The 15265-nt window shown below is 52.3% G+C and carries 14 protein-coding genes; 8 read left to right on the top strand and 6 right to left on the bottom strand.

Annotated features, from left to right (window positions below; all coding sequences use genetic code 11):
* The first annotated feature begins 1 nt into the window (after position 1).
* Entirely contained in the window at positions 2 to 1972 is a 1971-nt protein-coding gene (locus OGV57_RS21040) for a TonB-dependent receptor plug domain-containing protein (protein WP_054528446.1), read from the top strand.
* Between the two features lie 41 nt (positions 1973 to 2013).
* Here OGV57_RS21040 and OGV57_RS21035 read toward each other — a convergent pair whose 3' ends face one another.
* Positions 2014 to 2268 carry a GlsB/YeaQ/YmgE family stress response membrane protein gene (locus tag OGV57_RS21035; RefSeq protein ID WP_003020908.1) on the bottom strand — a complete coding sequence of 85 codons (255 nt, stop codon included), beginning with the start codon at positions 2266 to 2268 and terminating at the stop codon, positions 2014 to 2016.
* A gap of 201 nt (positions 2269 to 2469) precedes the next feature.
* On the opposite strand from OGV57_RS21035, the gene ycgR reads away from it, so the two are divergent.
* Entirely contained in the window at positions 2470 to 3204 is a 735-nt protein-coding gene (gene ycgR, locus OGV57_RS21030) for a flagellar brake protein YcgR (RefSeq protein WP_003020911.1), read from the top strand.
* 11 nt (positions 3205 to 3215) lie between these two features.
* Here the strand turns inward: ycgR and emtA are convergent, their stop codons facing one another.
* On the bottom strand, positions 3216 to 3827 hold the full coding sequence (gene emtA / locus OGV57_RS21025; protein ID WP_003020914.1) for a membrane-bound lytic murein transglycosylase EmtA: 612 nt from the start codon (positions 3825 to 3827) through the stop codon (positions 3216 to 3218).
* Positions 3828 to 3925: 98 nt separating this feature from the next.
* Between emtA and ldcA the strand changes: the two genes are divergently transcribed.
* Positions 3926 to 4840, top strand: a complete 915-nt coding sequence (gene ldcA, locus OGV57_RS21020; RefSeq protein WP_054528447.1) for a muramoyltetrapeptide carboxypeptidase — start codon at positions 3926 to 3928, stop codon at positions 4838 to 4840.
* 97 nt (positions 4841 to 4937) lie between these two features.
* The gene (locus OGV57_RS21015; RefSeq protein ID WP_054528448.1) at positions 4938 to 6671 is read left to right on the top strand and encodes a potassium/proton antiporter; all 1734 of its coding nucleotides are present in this window, start codon (positions 4938 to 4940) and stop codon (positions 6669 to 6671) included.
* A gap of 105 nt (positions 6672 to 6776) precedes the next feature.
* Here OGV57_RS21015 and dadX read toward each other — a convergent pair whose 3' ends face one another.
* Positions 6777 to 7847, bottom strand: coding sequence for a catabolic alanine racemase DadX (gene dadX, locus OGV57_RS21010; RefSeq protein ID WP_054528449.1), 1071 nt, complete (start codon positions 7845 to 7847; stop codon positions 6777 to 6779).
* 12 nt (positions 7848 to 7859) lie between these two features.
* Positions 7860 to 9158 carry a D-amino acid dehydrogenase gene (locus OGV57_RS21005; protein ID WP_003841565.1) on the bottom strand — a complete coding sequence of 433 codons (1299 nt, stop codon included), beginning with the start codon at positions 9156 to 9158 and terminating at the stop codon, positions 7860 to 7862.
* 322 nt (positions 9159 to 9480) lie between these two features.
* On the opposite strand from OGV57_RS21005, the gene OGV57_RS21000 reads away from it, so the two are divergent.
* Complete coding sequence (locus OGV57_RS21000) at positions 9481 to 11013, top strand: SpoVR family protein (protein ID WP_003844058.1); 1533 nt, start codon at positions 9481 to 9483, stop codon at positions 11011 to 11013.
* Positions 11014 to 11115: 102 nt separating this feature from the next.
* On the opposite strand, the gene fadR is transcribed toward OGV57_RS21000, so the two are convergent.
* Complete coding sequence (gene fadR / locus OGV57_RS20995) at positions 11116 to 11835, bottom strand: fatty acid metabolism transcriptional regulator FadR (RefSeq protein WP_003020931.1); 720 nt, start codon at positions 11833 to 11835, stop codon at positions 11116 to 11118.
* A 236-nt stretch (positions 11836 to 12071) separates the two neighbouring features.
* Between fadR and nhaB the strand changes: the two genes are divergently transcribed.
* The 3 genes from nhaB (at position 12072) to OGV57_RS20980 (ending at position 14740) form a co-directional block, all read left to right on the top strand.
* Positions 12072 to 13616, top strand: coding sequence for a Na(+)/H(+) antiporter NhaB (nhaB, locus tag OGV57_RS20990; RefSeq protein WP_054528450.1), 1545 nt, complete (start codon positions 12072 to 12074; stop codon positions 13614 to 13616).
* 141 nt (positions 13617 to 13757) lie between these two features.
* Entirely contained in the window at positions 13758 to 14288 is a 531-nt protein-coding gene (dsbB, locus tag OGV57_RS20985; protein ID WP_003844060.1) for a disulfide bond formation protein DsbB, read from the top strand.
* Positions 14289 to 14398: 110 nt separating this feature from the next.
* Positions 14399 to 14740, top strand: coding sequence for a TehB family protein (locus tag OGV57_RS20980; protein ID WP_003020940.1), 342 nt, complete (start codon positions 14399 to 14401; stop codon positions 14738 to 14740).
* A 29-nt stretch (positions 14741 to 14769) separates the two neighbouring features.
* Here the strand turns inward: OGV57_RS20980 and ycgN are convergent, their stop codons facing one another.
* The gene (gene ycgN / locus OGV57_RS20975; RefSeq protein ID WP_003020944.1) at positions 14770 to 15216 is read right to left on the bottom strand and encodes a cysteine cluster protein YcgN; all 447 of its coding nucleotides are present in this window, start codon (positions 15214 to 15216) and stop codon (positions 14770 to 14772) included.
* Positions 15217 to 15265: the final 49 nt, after the last annotated feature.

Genomic DNA, 15265 nt, shown 5'->3' with positions numbered 1-15265 from the left:
AATGAATTTCAACAAAAGTTGTCTTTACACAGCCCTGTCGTTTGCTTTCGCGCACAGTGCTTTTGCTGGGCAAGAAAGCGAAACCATGACCGTCTGGTCAAGCCCGGCCTCTGCGGCAACCACTACGGTTCTCGGCCAGGAAACGATCCAACAGTTGGATAAACAAAACGTGGCGCAGGCGCTAAGCGTCGTCCCCGGCGTGGTGCTGCAAAAGTCGGGCAACCGCAATGAGCAGCAGGTGAAAGTACGCGGTTTTGACAGCCGTCAGGTTCCCGTCTTTTTTGACGGTGTGCCGGTGTACATCCCCTATGACGGCAACCTCGATTTAGGCCGTTTTCTGACATCCGATATCGCTTCAGTTGAAGTATCCAAAGGCTACTCATCTCTGCTACAAGGGCCTAACCAGATGGGCGGTGCCATTAATATCACCACCAAAAAGCCCACCAAACCAATTGAAGGCAGCATCGGTTATCGCCAGGGCTGGAGTCGTAGCAAAGACAACGCTCACGATATGCACGCTTCATTTGGCGCCAGTAACGATCTGGGATATATCCAGCTCAGCGGTAGCCAGCTAAAACAGGATTTCCTCGGATTACCTCATGGTGTTGATAACCCGGTAGCGGGCAGCAATGGCAAGATGATTAACTCATCAGCCGATGATAAACGCGGCATCGTGAAACTGGGGTTCACGCCACGCGGTGATGATGAGTATGTTCTGACCTACATTAATCAGGACGGCGAAAAAGATAACCCGCCATATGCCGGGACCAGCAGCCAGAAATCACGTTACTGGCAATGGCCGCAATATGATAAAGAAAGTTATTACTATCAGGGCACCACGCATTTGGGCGATCGCTTTACATTGAAAAGCCGCCTGTATCGCGACACCTTTGAAAATACACTGATGATGTACAATTCCCTTGCCGATCTGAAAAATAAGAAAGGCAGCTACAGCCATTATTCTGACTATAGCGACGGCGCAGGTTTGCAGCTTTCCGCTGATATGCGGGAGAACGACCTGCTCTCTTTCGCCGTGAACTGGAAAGACGATGTTCATCGCGAAAAAGGGGCTCCAAATGCCGCTTATGACCGCTACGAAGATCGCACCTGGTCTGTTGCCAGTGAATATCAGTGGGCGGCGGCGGATAATGTCGATGTAGTGGCGGGAATAAGCTATGACTGGCGTGACAGTCTGGAAGGCATGAAGCACGAAAAAAATGGTAGCGTCACCCACTATGATGACAACAATCAGTCGGCCTTCAACTGGCAGATGATGACCAAATATCACTTCGAAAATGCAGACACATTAGCGCTGTCCTATTCTGACAGAACGCGTTTCCCTACGTTGAAAGAACGCTACACGACCTCAAAACCGGCCTATAACCAGGTGGCGCTGGTCAATCCGCAGCTTAAACCTGAACGCGCCCGCAGCGTGGATCTGACCTGGAATGGGTCACTTAGTCAGAACTGGGGATTCGAAGCCAGCGTGTATTACAACCGCATCAGCGACGCCATCCTTTCACACAATATTGATGCCGACACCATCCAGAATCAGAACAGTGGCCGGGTGGATTACACCGGTCTGGATGCAGGCGTTAAAGGTAAAGTCTTTGATATGCTGGATGTCGGTCTGAGCTACGGCCTTATTCATGCAGACGTCAAACGCAGCGACATCGGCAAGATTACCGACCTGCCAACGCAAACCCTGACTGCCTGGATGACGCTGAAGCCATGGGATCCGCTCAGTATTACGCTGTCAGAAGAGGCCCGATCGTCGAGCTATAGCAATAGCGACGGCTCACAGAAAGCCGCTGGTTTCGCCATTACCCATTTACGCGCTGACTACGCCATCGGTCACGGATTCAGCGTTAACGCGTCGGTCAATAACCTGTTCGATACGCAGTACGTTTATAGTGAAGGATTTATTGAAGAAGGCCGTAATTACTGGGCGGGGATTGAGTATCAGTTCTGACTTAGCAATACAGAGAAACGGCCCCCGCGGGGGCCGTTCGATTAATCTCGCCGCACCAGTCGGAAGACACCCAGCACAACAATCGCGCCGACCACGGCCACCAGGAAGCTGTGGAGATTAAACCCGCTGACATCGCCGCCGATACCAAACATCGTTGCCAGCCATCCACCGACCACAGCACCGACAACACCGAGAATACAGGTCAGGATAAATCCACCGCCATCGCGCCCCGGCATAATCAGTTTGGCGATAACCCCCGCAATCAGACCAAAAATAATCCAGGCAATAATTCCCATTTTCAGGCCCTCTTTCCAGTGAACGCACGCGCAAGACATTCTTGCGCCAGCCTTTAAAGTATAGGCAAACCATCGCTATATGCTGTTTTCACGCAGACTTAATTCATTGGCGTTGGTAAAAAATTTCATCCATTTGTATTAAGTTCCGTTGATTGATGCCGATAATCCAACGACAAACCAGGCATCCGGGAGTCATTAGGTGTGAGTAACTACAATGAGCAGTTCCTGAAGCAAAATCCGTTAGCGGTGTTAGGTGTACTTCGGGACTTAAAATCGCAGCAGGTTCCACTGCGTATCTCCTGGTCGGGCGGCCAGTTCATCAGCAAAGTTCTGGCCGTCAGCCCGGACGAGCTGGTCATGGATTTTGGTAGCCAGGAATATGAAAACCAGGCCGTACAGCGGGCCAGTCAGATCTCGATTATCGCCGAAACGCAGGGAGCCAAAGTAGAATTCACCCTGCCACAGTTAAAAAAAGGTGAGTATCAGCAACTACCAGCGTTTATTTCATCCTTGCCGCCTTCCCTGTGGTTTGTTCAGCGTCGGGAATATTTCCGCATCGGCGCTCCGCTGCATCCTCCCTATCGCTGCACGGCAAAAATGCCGGACAACAGCACGCTGTGCTTTCGCTTATTCGATTTGTCGCTTGGCGGTATGGGCGGGCTGTTAGAAACGGCAAAACCAGAAGGACTGGTAGAAGGTATACGCTTCGCGCAGGTTGAACTGAACATGGAACAATGGGGAGTGTATCACGTTGACGCCCAGCTTATTTCCATTAGCGAACGCAAAGTTATCGACAGTAAAAACGAAACCATTACCACTCCCCGCCTGAGCTTTCGTTTTCTCAACGTCGGCCCGGCGGTGGAGCGGAACTTACAGCGGATTATTTTTTCCCTTGAGCGCGAGGCCCGGGAAAAGTCGAACAAAGTACGCGATTAACATCACCTGAATTACATTACATCCAGCGCTTGCTGAAGCTTCCAGATATAGCGCGGAGCCTGCGGCGCCGGATGATTGTCCGCAACATGTTCAATAAATTCATCCGGGCTGAGATCGTTGATCTTATTGATGGCTTTCTTCCTGTCGGAAGAGAACGTTCGCAGCAATGCTCCCGCTCCGTTAGCGTACGATACTACCAGTGCATACTGCATCACCTGCGGATCCTCAATCCCTGCCAGCGGCCCGGTCTCCAGAATGCTCAGGTATGCGGCCCCCATGGAGATATTGCGTTCGGGGTTTTTCAACTCGCTGGTCGACGGCTCTCCGCTCCATCCCATGCGACGATAAACATCGCGGCCTGAAGTCGAGGCTTTTAACTGCATCAGACCAATCGCATTAGACTTACTGACCGCATTCGGATTACCGCCTGATTCAATGGCAATAATAGCGGTAATCAATTGTGGACTGACACCCCAGGCCGCACCGGCTTTTTCACTGATCGGCATCCATTGCATTGCGCGTTTAACCGGAACTTCAGCATTCCACGGCGGGTTTTTGTAATCATGTTTTGAACTACAGCCCGCAAGTAATACAACCAAAAAAGCAAACCATCTCAATTTCACGTCATCTATCCTTATAGCCGGAACCTGTCGCTGAGGTGACAACGACATACCTACGCGGCATGATATACATTTGGTTTTAGTTGTAGCAAGGAAATGCCATGTCCCGGTTTCACTTAATTGCCCCGTCGGGCTACTGTATCAATCAGCAGGCTGCCTTACGTGGGCTTGCACGTCTTACTGAGGCCGGTCATCAGGTCGATAATTCAGCGGTCATTGCGCGCCGCTGCCAGCGTTTTGCGGGTACTGAGGCAGAAAGGCTTGCTGATGTGAACTCGCTCGTTACTCTGAAAACCCCCGATACCATTGTGATGGCGGTACGTGGCGGCTATGGCGCGAGCCGTTTACTGGAAGATATTGACTGGCAAGGGCTGGCAGCCCGCCAGCAACAAGATCCGCTGCTGCTGTGCGGACACAGCGATTTTACGGCGATCCAGTGTGGTCTGCTGGCTCAAGGGAATGTGATTAGCTTCAGCGGCCCGATGCTGGCGGCCAACTTCGGTGCCGAAGAGATGAACGCATTCACCGAGCACCATTTCTGGCAAGCATTGCGTAATGCCCAATTCACCCTCGAATGGCAGGGTGACGGACCGCAGTGCGCGACTGAAGGTACACTGTGGGGCGGAAATCTGGCGATGATCATTTCGCTGATGGGTACACCGTGGATGCCGGCCATCAAAAACGGCATTTTGGTGCTGGAAGACATTAACGAGCATCCATTCCGTGTCGAGCGCATGCTGCTGCAGTTGTACCACGCGGGAATACTGGCCCAGCAAAACGCCATTATCCTCGGCAGTTTTAGCGGCAGCGCGCCGAATGATTACGACGCTGGTTACAATCTTGATTCAGTTTGTGATTTTCTGCGCGCCAGACTGTCCGTTCCGTTGATCGGCGGCCTCGATTTTGGCCATGAACAACGCACCGTCACCCTGCCGTTGGGAGCCAGAGCGGTGCTGAAAAACGATAAAAACAGCACTCAGCTCACCTTAAGTGGGCATCCGGTACTAAAATCGTAAAAAAAGCGGCTAATAGGGCTAAGTAAAACGCTGTTTCTGTCGTTATTATGGTAGGGTTTATTAATACGAAACAGCGTAATTCAGGAGTAACCGAACGTTGGATGCCGCAGCAATTATTAGCCTTTTCATTTTAGGTTCCGTTCTCGTCACCTGCAGTATCTTACTCAGTTCATTCTCATCACGTCTCGGTATCCCAATTCTGGTGATATTTCTCGCTATCGGTATGTTAGCGGGTGTGGATGGTATTGGCGGCATACCTTTCGATAACTATCCTTTCGCCTACATGGTGAGTAACCTGGCACTGGCGGTTATCCTGCTCGACGGCGGCATGCGCACTCAGGCCAGCTCTTTTCGCGTTGCGTTAGGCCCGGCGCTATCGTTGGCGACGGTCGGTGTGCTGATTACTTCCGGACTCACTGGCATGATGGCCGCGTGGCTGTTTCATCTGGATCTTATCGAAGGGCTGCTGATTGGCGCGATTGTTGGTTCAACTGACGCCGCGGCGGTCTTCTCCCTGCTTGGCGGTAAGGGGCTTAACGAACGCGTTGGCTCTACGCTGGAAATTGAATCCGGTAGTAATGACCCGATGGCCGTGTTTTTGACCATCACACTCATCGCCATGATCCAAAATCACGAGACCGGTTTAAGCTGGATGTTCGCGGTGCACATTATCCAGCAGTTTGGCTTAGGAATCGTTATCGGTCTTGGCGGTGGATATATGCTCCAGCAGATGATTAACCGCATTTCTCTGCCTGCCGGACTGTATCCACTCTTGGCGTTAAGCGGTGGGATCCTGATTTTTGCCCTGACCACTGCGCTGGAAGGCAGCGGTATTCTGGCGGTTTATCTGTGTGGTTTCCTGCTGGGGAATCGCCCCATCCGCAACCGATTTGGTATTCTGCAAAACTTCGACGGTCTGGCCTGGCTGGCGCAAATCGCCATGTTCCTGGTGCTTGGACTGCTGGTTACGCCGTCCGACCTGCTGCCTATCACAATCCCTGCGCTGATTTTGTCTGCGTGGATGATATTCATTGCCCGCCCGCTTTCGGTCTTCGCCGGACTGCTGCCGTTTCGTGGCTTTAATCTGCGCGAGCGTATTTTCATCAGTTGGGTGGGTTTGCGCGGCGCGGTGCCGATCATCCTCGCCGTCTTCCCAATGATGGCGGGCCTGGAGAACGCGCGCTTGTTCTTTAACGTCGCCTTCTTCGTGGTACTGATCTCGTTGCTGTTTCAGGGAACATCACTTTCATGGGCCGCGAAAAAAGCCAAGGTGGTGGTCCCTCCCGTCGGCTGGCCCGTTTCGCGCATTGGTCTCGATATTCACCCAGATAACCCGTGGGAGCAGTTTGTTTATCAGCTCAGCGCAGATAAGTGGTGTGTGGGTGCCGCGCTGCGCGACCTGCATATGCCGGAAGAAACGCGAATAGCCGCCCTGTTTCGTGACAACGTGCTGTTTCACCCCTCCGGCAGCACGCGTCTGCGCGAAGGCGACGTATTGTGTGTTATTGGTCGCGAGCGCGATCTCCCCGCTCTCGGCAAGCTATTCAGCCAGTCACCACCAGTGTCGTTAGACCAGCGCTTCTTCGGTGATTTTATTCTGGAAGCCAGCGCGAAATATGCCGATGTGGCGCTGATTTATGGCCTGGATGATGGCACAGAGTATCGTGATAAGCAGCAAACGCTGGGTGAAATTGTCCAGCATCTGCTTGGTGCCGCGCCGGTCGTCGGTGACCAGGTGGAATTCGCTGGCATGATCTGGACGGTGGCCGAGAAGGAAGATAATGCAGTGCTGAAGGTCGGTGTTCGCGTTGCTGAAGACGAGGATGAGTAAAGAGGATGTTGTTTGCCGGGTGGCGGCAGCGCCTTACCCGGCCTGTAAAATGCACTGAATCTACAGGCCGGATCAGTGCAGCGCCATCAGGCAGCCCCGTAAATGTTACACCGTCACAACCGGTACGCGCAGCGCCAAAGAACACATTAACTCGTAGCCCACCGTTCCTGCTGAGGTAGCTACATCGTCAATTTTAATCTCTTTGCCCCACAGCTCTACCGGCGTCCCGATCCCTGCCTGCGGGCACGGTGTCAGATCTACCGCCAGCATATCCATTGAGACTATCCCTACCGTCCCGGTACGTACACCGTCCACCAGCACAGGCGTTCCGCTTGGCGCATGGCGCGGATAACCGTCTGCATAGCCGGTAGCCACTATTCCGATGCGCTGCTCGCCGCTGGCGGTGTAACGGCCACCGTAACCCACCCGATCGCCAGCTTTCAGCGTTTGTATGCCGATTATCTCGCTGCTCAGAGTCATCACTGGCTTCAGGCCGGTGTTGGCGATGTCCCGCCATTGTCCCGAAGGCGACGCGCCATACAAAATAATGCCCGGACGAACCCAGTCATAATGCGCTTCAGGGTGCCACAGCGTGGCGGCCGAATTCGACAGTGACCGTCTGCACTCCAGTCCTTCTGTTGCCAGCGCAATACGCGCCATTGCTTCCTGGATACCTTCCGGGTGCTCTGCATCTGCAAAATGCGACATCAGCGTCATTTCGCCGACGTTGGGCATCGCCCGCAGCTGTTGCCAGACCGTTGGAACTCTTTCCGGTAAAAACCCAAGCCGGTTCATACCGCTGTTCACCTTCAGGTAAACATCGAGCGGTGCTTTGAGGCGGGCATTCTGCAATGCTTTTAGCTGCCAGTTACTGTGTACACAGGTGGTCAGTCGATAATTGTCATATACCGTCAGGTCTTCAGCGTGGAAAAAACCCTCCAGCATGAGTATCGGGCCTTTCCATCCGCGCTCGCGCAGGGTTATCGCCTCTTCAAGATTGAGCATGGCAAAACCATCGGTTGTGCCCAGCGCATTCCAGACGCGTTCAATGCCGTGTCCATATGCATTGGCTTTCACCACCGACCAGACGCGAGCGTCCGGCGCTGCCTGGCGGGTAATGGTCAGATTTTGTTTCAACGCCTGCAGGTCAATGCTGGCCAGTATCGGGCGGGTCATCTCACGTCCTTATCAGTTATGTGCGCCATGTAAATGTCGTGGACGAGAGGGGGTAAACCCCGGACTGTAACGCGCCACGCTCAGATCGTCATAAGGTATGGCTGGCGTACGGCCAGAAAGGATATCGCTCAGCAACTGACCGGAACCGCAGGCCATGGTCCAGCCCAGCGTGCCGTGGCCGGTATTGAGCAGCAGATTCTTAAAGCGGGTGCGCCCCACCACCGGCGTACCGTCCGGCGTCATCGGACGCAGTCCAGTCCAGAAGGTTGCCTGCTCCACATGACCGCCGCGCGGGAAGAGATCGCGTACGACCATTTCCAGCGTTTCACGACGAGGTTGTAGCAGCTCTGTATTAAAACCGACAATCTCCGCCATGCCGCCAACCCGAATACGATTGTCAAAGCGGGTAATAGCGATTTTGTAGGTTTCATCAAGGATAGTAGAAACCGGCGCACCGTCGTCTTGCGCTACCGGAATAGTCAACGAATAGCCTTTGAGCGGATAGACCGGGATATCAACGATCCCTTTCAGCATCGCCGTGGAATACGAACCAAACGCCATCACATAGGCATCGGCTTTGATAATCTCTTCGCCGCACTGGACGCCATAAATCTGCTCACCATCGCTCAGCAGCTTATCGACCGGGGTGTTAAAGCGAAACTTAACGCCCGCCTGCTCCGCCATCTGCGCCAGACGCTGGGTAAACAACTGGCAGTCGCCGGTTTCATCATTCGGTAAACGCAGACCGCCGGTCAGTTTGTGCGCTACTTCTGCCAGTGCCGGTTCGACTTCCGCCAGACGATTTGCTTCCAGGAGCTGATATGGCACGCCAGCGTCTTCGAGCACGGCGATGTCGCGAGTGGCGTTCTCATACTGTTGAGCGGTACGGAACAGTTGCAGGGTTCCGCCCTGACGTCCTTCATACTCAATACCGGTAGAGGCGCGCAGCGCTTTCAGACAATCACGGCTGTATTCCGCCAGTCGCACCATGCGTCCTTTATTTTCCATGTAGTGGCTAGTGTCGCAGTTGCGCAGCATCTGCCACATCCATTTCAACTGGAACTGGGTTCCGTCAAGACGAACGGCCAGCGGAGCGTGGCGCTGAAACATCCATTTGATTGCTTTAAGCGGTACGCCTGGTGCCGCCCATGGTGCCGCATAACCTGGAGATATTTGCCCCGCGTTCGCCGCACTGGTTTCCAGTGCCGGACCGGGCTCACGATCAATGACGGTGACATCGTGTCCAGCCTGACTTAAGTACCAGGCGCTGGTCACGCCAACGACACCACTTCCCAGTATGACAACTCGCATAGCCACTCCGTTAACAGTAAAAGAACAATCTTCTAATTACATCTTGATAACTCAGTTGAAAATATTATTCAACATATGGCTTTTTTATGGTGACTTATCTCACATATAGCGGTGATGGCGGGGAACTCTCTGCTTTGGCATCTCCTGCTGTGCGTTATTTTTATCCAGCATAAAATTTTGCGACCATGCCGTTTTTCAACGCCTCGCTAACGAGAAATCGCAAAGAAAAAATTTCTGCCGCAGCACGTTTTTTAACACCATGATCTATGCTTGAAATGAGGTACTCCAGACAGAGAGTGCCGCCAACAATGAGGGTGCGCGAATGGCTACGATTGATTCCATGAACAAGGACAGCACACGGTTAAGCGATGGACCCGACTGGACGTTTGATCTGCTGGATGTCTATCTGGCAGAGATAGACCGCGTGGCGAAACTCTACAGACTGGATACCTACCCGCACCAAATCGAGGTGATCACCTCCGAACAGATGATGGACGCTTACTCCAGCGTCGGGATGCCGATCAACTATCCTCACTGGTCGTTTGGTAAAAAGTTTATTGAAACCGAGCGCTTGTATAAGCATGGTCAGCAGGGACTGGCCTATGAGATTGTTATCAACTCCAATCCGTGTATCGCGTATCTGATGGAGGAGAACACCATCACCATGCAGGCGCTGGTGATGGCGCATGCCTGCTACGGACACAACTCCTTCTTCAAAAACAACTACCTGTTTCGTAGCTGGACGGATGCCAGTTCCATCGTCGATTACCTAATCTTCGCACGAAACTATATAACCCAGTGTGAAGAACGCTACGGGGTGGATGAAGTCGAAAAGCTCCTCGACTCCTGTCATGCGCTGATGAACTACGGCGTTGACCGTTACAAACGCCCGCAAAAAATCTCCCTACAGGAAGAGAAAGCCCGGCAGAAAAGTCGTGAAGAGTATCTGCAAAGTCAGGTCAATATGTTGTGGCGCACGCTGCCGAAGAAAGAGGAAGAGAAAAGCGTGGCGGAAGCCCGGCGTTATCCCTCTGAGCCACAGGAAAACCTGCTGTACTTCATGGAGAAGAACGCCCCGCTGCTGGAGTCCTGGCAACGTGAAGTGCTACGCATTGTACGCAAGGTCAGCCAGTATTTTTATCCGCAGAAACAGACGCAGGTGATGAACGAGGGCTGGGCCACTTTCTGGCATTACACCATCCTGAACCACCTTTATGATGAAGGTAAAGTCACCGAACGGTTTATGCTGGAGTTTCTGCATAGCCATACCAATGTGGTATTTCAGCCACCCTACAACAGCCCGTGGTATAGCGGGATAAACCCTTATGCCCTGGGGTTTGCCATGTTCCAGGATATCAAACGTATTTGTCAGTCGCCGACCGAGGAGGACAAATATTGGTTCCCGGATATAGCGGGTTCCGACTGGCTGGAAACCCTGCATTTCGCGATGCGCGATTTCAAAGATGAGAGTTTTATCAGCCAGTTCCTGTCACCGAAGGTAATGCGCGATTTCCGCCTGTTCACCGTGCTGGATGACGATCGTCACAACTATCTGGAGATTTCTGCGATTCATAACGAGGAAGGATATCGTGAGATCCGCAACAGGTTGTCGTCGCAATACAACCTGAGCAACCTGGAGCCGAATATTCAAATCTGGAATGTCGATTTGCGTGGCGACCGTTCGCTCACCTTGCGCTATATTCCGCATAACCGCGCACCGTTGGATAAAGGACGCAAAGAAGTGCTCAAGCATGTACACCGGCTTTGGGGTTTTGATGTGATGCTGGAGCAGCAGAATGAAGATGGCAGCGTGGAGCTGTTGGAGCGTTGTCCGCCAAGGATGAACGGTCTGTAAATCTTATTGCCGGAGGCGGTGTAAACACCTTATCCGGCCTACGAAGTGCATGCATTCCAGGCCGGATAAGACGCTTTGGCGTCGCCATCCGGCTTTGAGCGATTAACGGCCCTGAATCGCCAAATCGCCCGGCAGATTCTTCTGCATACGATGCCAAATCTCGCCACTGTCGTGACCGTAGCGGCGCACCGTTTCATACACCTGCTCATGAGCACCCTGCTCGCAGAGTTCTGACAGCTTGTGGTAGAAGCTCAGCGCCAGCGCGCGCGCTTCCGGGTTGGCAAAATAATGGCGGCCAATGCGGGTATATAATCCTTTCATACCGTTGAGGATCAAACCGTAAATCGGATTGCCGGAGGCAAATGCCAGACCGCGGAAAATGTTATAGTCCAGATCGGCAAATGCGTCAGCGTGGTCAGCCACCTGATTTGCCGTCGCCAGAACCTCCTGCGCTTTATCAGGATGCTGGCGAAACGCAGTACGAACAAAGATCGTCGAAATATTGGTACGCACAGACAGCAGATTATCAATCAGCTGCGGAACACTCTCGTGATCGAGGCGCGCCAGCGTTTCAAGAATATTCAGCCCGGAGGTTTCCCAGAAGTTATTTACCTTCGTCGGTTTGCCGTGTTGAATGGTCAACCAGCCATCTCGCGCCAGACGCTGCAATACTTCGCGTAGCGTGGTACGTGTCACCCCAATAAGTTCGGAGAGTTCACGTTCAGCGGGCAAAATAGTGCCAGGTGGGAAGCGGTTATTCCAGATACTTTCAATGATGTACTCTTCCGCGAACCCAGCCGGGCTTTGCGCCTTAATGACCATAGTAAAAATTCCATTACACAGCAAAACATAGTTACACACATCATACCAGATGGGTATCTTAGCTGATAGCTGACGCAATGAAGAAAAAGTGGATCAAGGCTTCATTTTCCATATAACGCTGCAATACAGCCAATCTTGCCAGTCTTGTGAATAGCTTGCCTGTACTCCCTCCTCCCGCTAAGCTTTGCGGTCAAACATAAAAATATGATTTCATTTTTAAAGGTAGGGAAATCACCATGGAGCTATCATGGGGCCGCGCGATGTGGCGCAATTTTTTAGGTCAATCACCAGACTGGTACAAACTTGCACTGCTTGTCTTCTTAGTCGTTAACCCGATTATTTTTTTCATCAACCCCTTTATCGCCGGCTGGTTGCTGGTGGCCGAGTTCATTTTCACGCTGGCGATGGCGTTAAAATGCTACCCACTGCTGCCTGGCGGGCTGTTGGCTATCGAAGCTGTCATTATTGGTATGACCAGCGCAACGCATGTTCGTGAAGAGGTTGCCGCAAACCTTGAGGTGTTATTGCTGCTGATGTTTATGGTGGCAGGCATCTACTTTATGAAGCAGTTGCTACTGTTTATTTTCACGCGTCTGCTACTCACTATTCGCTCCAAAACGCTGCTGTCGCTGGCATTTTGTGTTGCGGCCGCTTTCCTCTCGGCGTTCCTTGATGCGCTGACCGTCGTGGCCGTGGTAATCAGCGTTGCGGTCGGTTTTTATGGCATCTACCATCGCGTTGCCTCTTCCCGCGCGGAAGACAACAACATGCTCGATGACAGCCATATCGATCAGCACAATAAGGTCGTTCTTGAGCAGTTCCGTGGTTTTCTGCGTAGCCTGATGATGCACGCGGGTGTCGGTACGGCGTTAGGCGGCGTGATGACCATGGTGGGCGAGCCACAAAACCTGATTATCGCCAAAGCGGCTGGCTGGCATTTTGGCGACTTTTTCCTACGCATGTCGCCGGTTACCGTCCCGGTACTGATTTGCGGCCTGTTAACCTGTGTACTGGTCGAGAAATTGCGCTGGTTTGGCTATGGCGAAACGCTGCCGGAGACCGTTCGTGATGTCCTGCAACAGTTTGACGATCAGAGCCGCCAGCAACGTACCCGCCAGGACAAAATCAAACTGATTGTCCAGGCTATTATTGGCGTCTGGCTGGTAGTTGCGTTGGCCCTGCATCTGGCAGAAGTCGGATTGATCGGTTTGTCGGTCATCATTCTGGCAACCTCCTTGACGGGAGTCACCGACGAACATGCGATAGGTAAAGCCTTTACCGAGTCGCTGCCCTTCACCGCCCTGCTGACCGTGTTCTTCTCTGTTGTTGCGGTGATTATCGATCAACAGCTCTTTTCGCCGATCATTCAGTTTGTATTGCAATCCTCCGAACATGCCCAACTGACGCTGTTCTACCTCTTCAATGGCCTGCTGTCTTCTATTTCTGATAACGTATTTGTCGGCACCATTTACATTAACGAGGCCAAAGCCGCGCTGGAACAGGGGACCATCAGCCTCAATCAGTATGAGCTGTTAGCGGTGGCGATCAATACCGGGACCAACCTGCCTTCGGTGGCAACTCCGAACGGCCAGGCTGCATTCCTGTTCCTGCTGACCTCTGCACTGGCGCCGTTAATTCGCCTCTCGTATGGTCGCATGGTGTGGATGGCTCTGCCTTATACTCTCGTCCTGACGCTCGTCGGTCTGCTTTGCGTCGAGTTCACGCTTGTCCCGGTGACCGAGTGGATGACCCAAACGGGCTGGTTAGCTACATTTTCATAACAATTAACCGGGCAAATCACTGCCCGGTTTGACTTTTTGCATGATAATTATCCGATTACGCAAATTTTCAATTCCCGCTAGTGGCGCATAAAGTGAATTGGTTTAAACTGCGGTCTCTACGCATGTTGCAGGGAAATGATTATGTTGCGATTTTTAAACCAGTGCTCCCGAGGTCGTGGGGCATGGTTATTGTTGGCGTTAACCGCCTTTGCGCTGGAGCTCGTTGCGCTGTGGTTCCAGCACGTCATGCTGCTAAAACCTTGCGTGTTGTGTATTTACGAACGTAGCGCATTATTTGGCGTGATGGGTGCAGGGCTGGTGGGTGCTATTGCACCAAAAACACCGCTGCGCTATGTGGCGATGATAATCTGGATTTACAGTGCCTGGCGCGGACTTCAGTTAGCATATGAGCACACCATGATTCAGCTGCACCCGTCCCCGTTTATGACCTGTGATTTTGCCGCACGCTTCCCAAGCTGGCTGCCACTGGACAAATGGCTGCCGCAGGTGTTTTTAGCGTCCGGTGACTGTGCTGAGCGCCAGTGGTCTTTTTTAACCCTGGAAATGCCGCAGTGGCTGTTGGGGATCTTCGCCGCCTACCTGGTAGTCGCCGTGCTGGTGGTGATAGCACAGCCGTTCAAACCGAAAAAACGTGACCTCTTCGGTCGCTAACAGAGACGCTCCTTCGGGAGCGTTTTTTTTGGCTTAAATTCATTGCCTGCTGGCATCTATAAGATGTATATTAAATACATCTTATAGATGCCACACCAAGGAGATGTCTTATGTCCCATTTACGCATCCCGGCAAACTGGAAAGTTAAACGCTCTACTCCCTTCTTTACCAAAGACAATGTCCCCGCAGCACTTCTTTCTCACCATAACACTGCAGCAGGCGTTTTTGGCCAGCTTTGTGTGATGGAAGGTACGGTAACGTATTACGGTTTTGCCAATGAAGACGCAAAAGAGCCTGAAGTAAAAGTGGTAATTAATGCCGGTCAGTTCGCGACCAGCCCGCCGCAGTACTGGCATCGCGTTGAATTAAGCGACGACGCCCAATTCAACATCAATTTCTGGGTTGAAGATGACAACCATGGAGATGAGATGTATCAGGCGAAAAAGTCTTAAGCCCTTACGCCTGCTAATCGATGGGCGGCTTAGTCCGCCCATGAAGGTTTGTTCAAAATATGATCCTGCCAGTCACGCACTTCCGATTCTTTCACCGCAATATGACGTACTGAAATACGCTCGCCGTGCATTGCCGCTTTGGACCCCGTCAGCAGTGGATGCCACTCCGGCAGCCCTTTACCTTCCGCTAACAGACGATACGCACAGGTCATCGGCAGCCATTCAAAGGTAGGCAGATTATCGCGCGTCAGTTTGATACAGTCAGGCTCGTACTCGAATCGGCGTTCGTAATTACGGCATTGACAGGTTTTGATATTGAGCTGCTTACACGCGACGTTGGTAAAATAAATTTCGTCGGTGTCTTCATCCATCAGCTTATGCAGGCAGCATTGACCACACCCGTCACATAATGACTCCCACTCGGCATCGGTCATTTCATCCAGGGTTTTACTTTGCCAGAAAGGTATGTCGCTCATCAGGGTATCCGCTATTGCAATAAAGCTGCACCTTATAACCAGTCTGGCA

The organism is Citrobacter sp. Cf087, from assembly GCF_030334285.1.
Classification (GTDB): Bacteria; Pseudomonadota; Gammaproteobacteria; order Enterobacterales; family Enterobacteriaceae; genus Citrobacter; species Citrobacter freundii.
The sequence above is the reverse complement of the archived record's forward strand: the minus strand, read 5'-3'. Positions and strand labels throughout refer to the sequence as shown.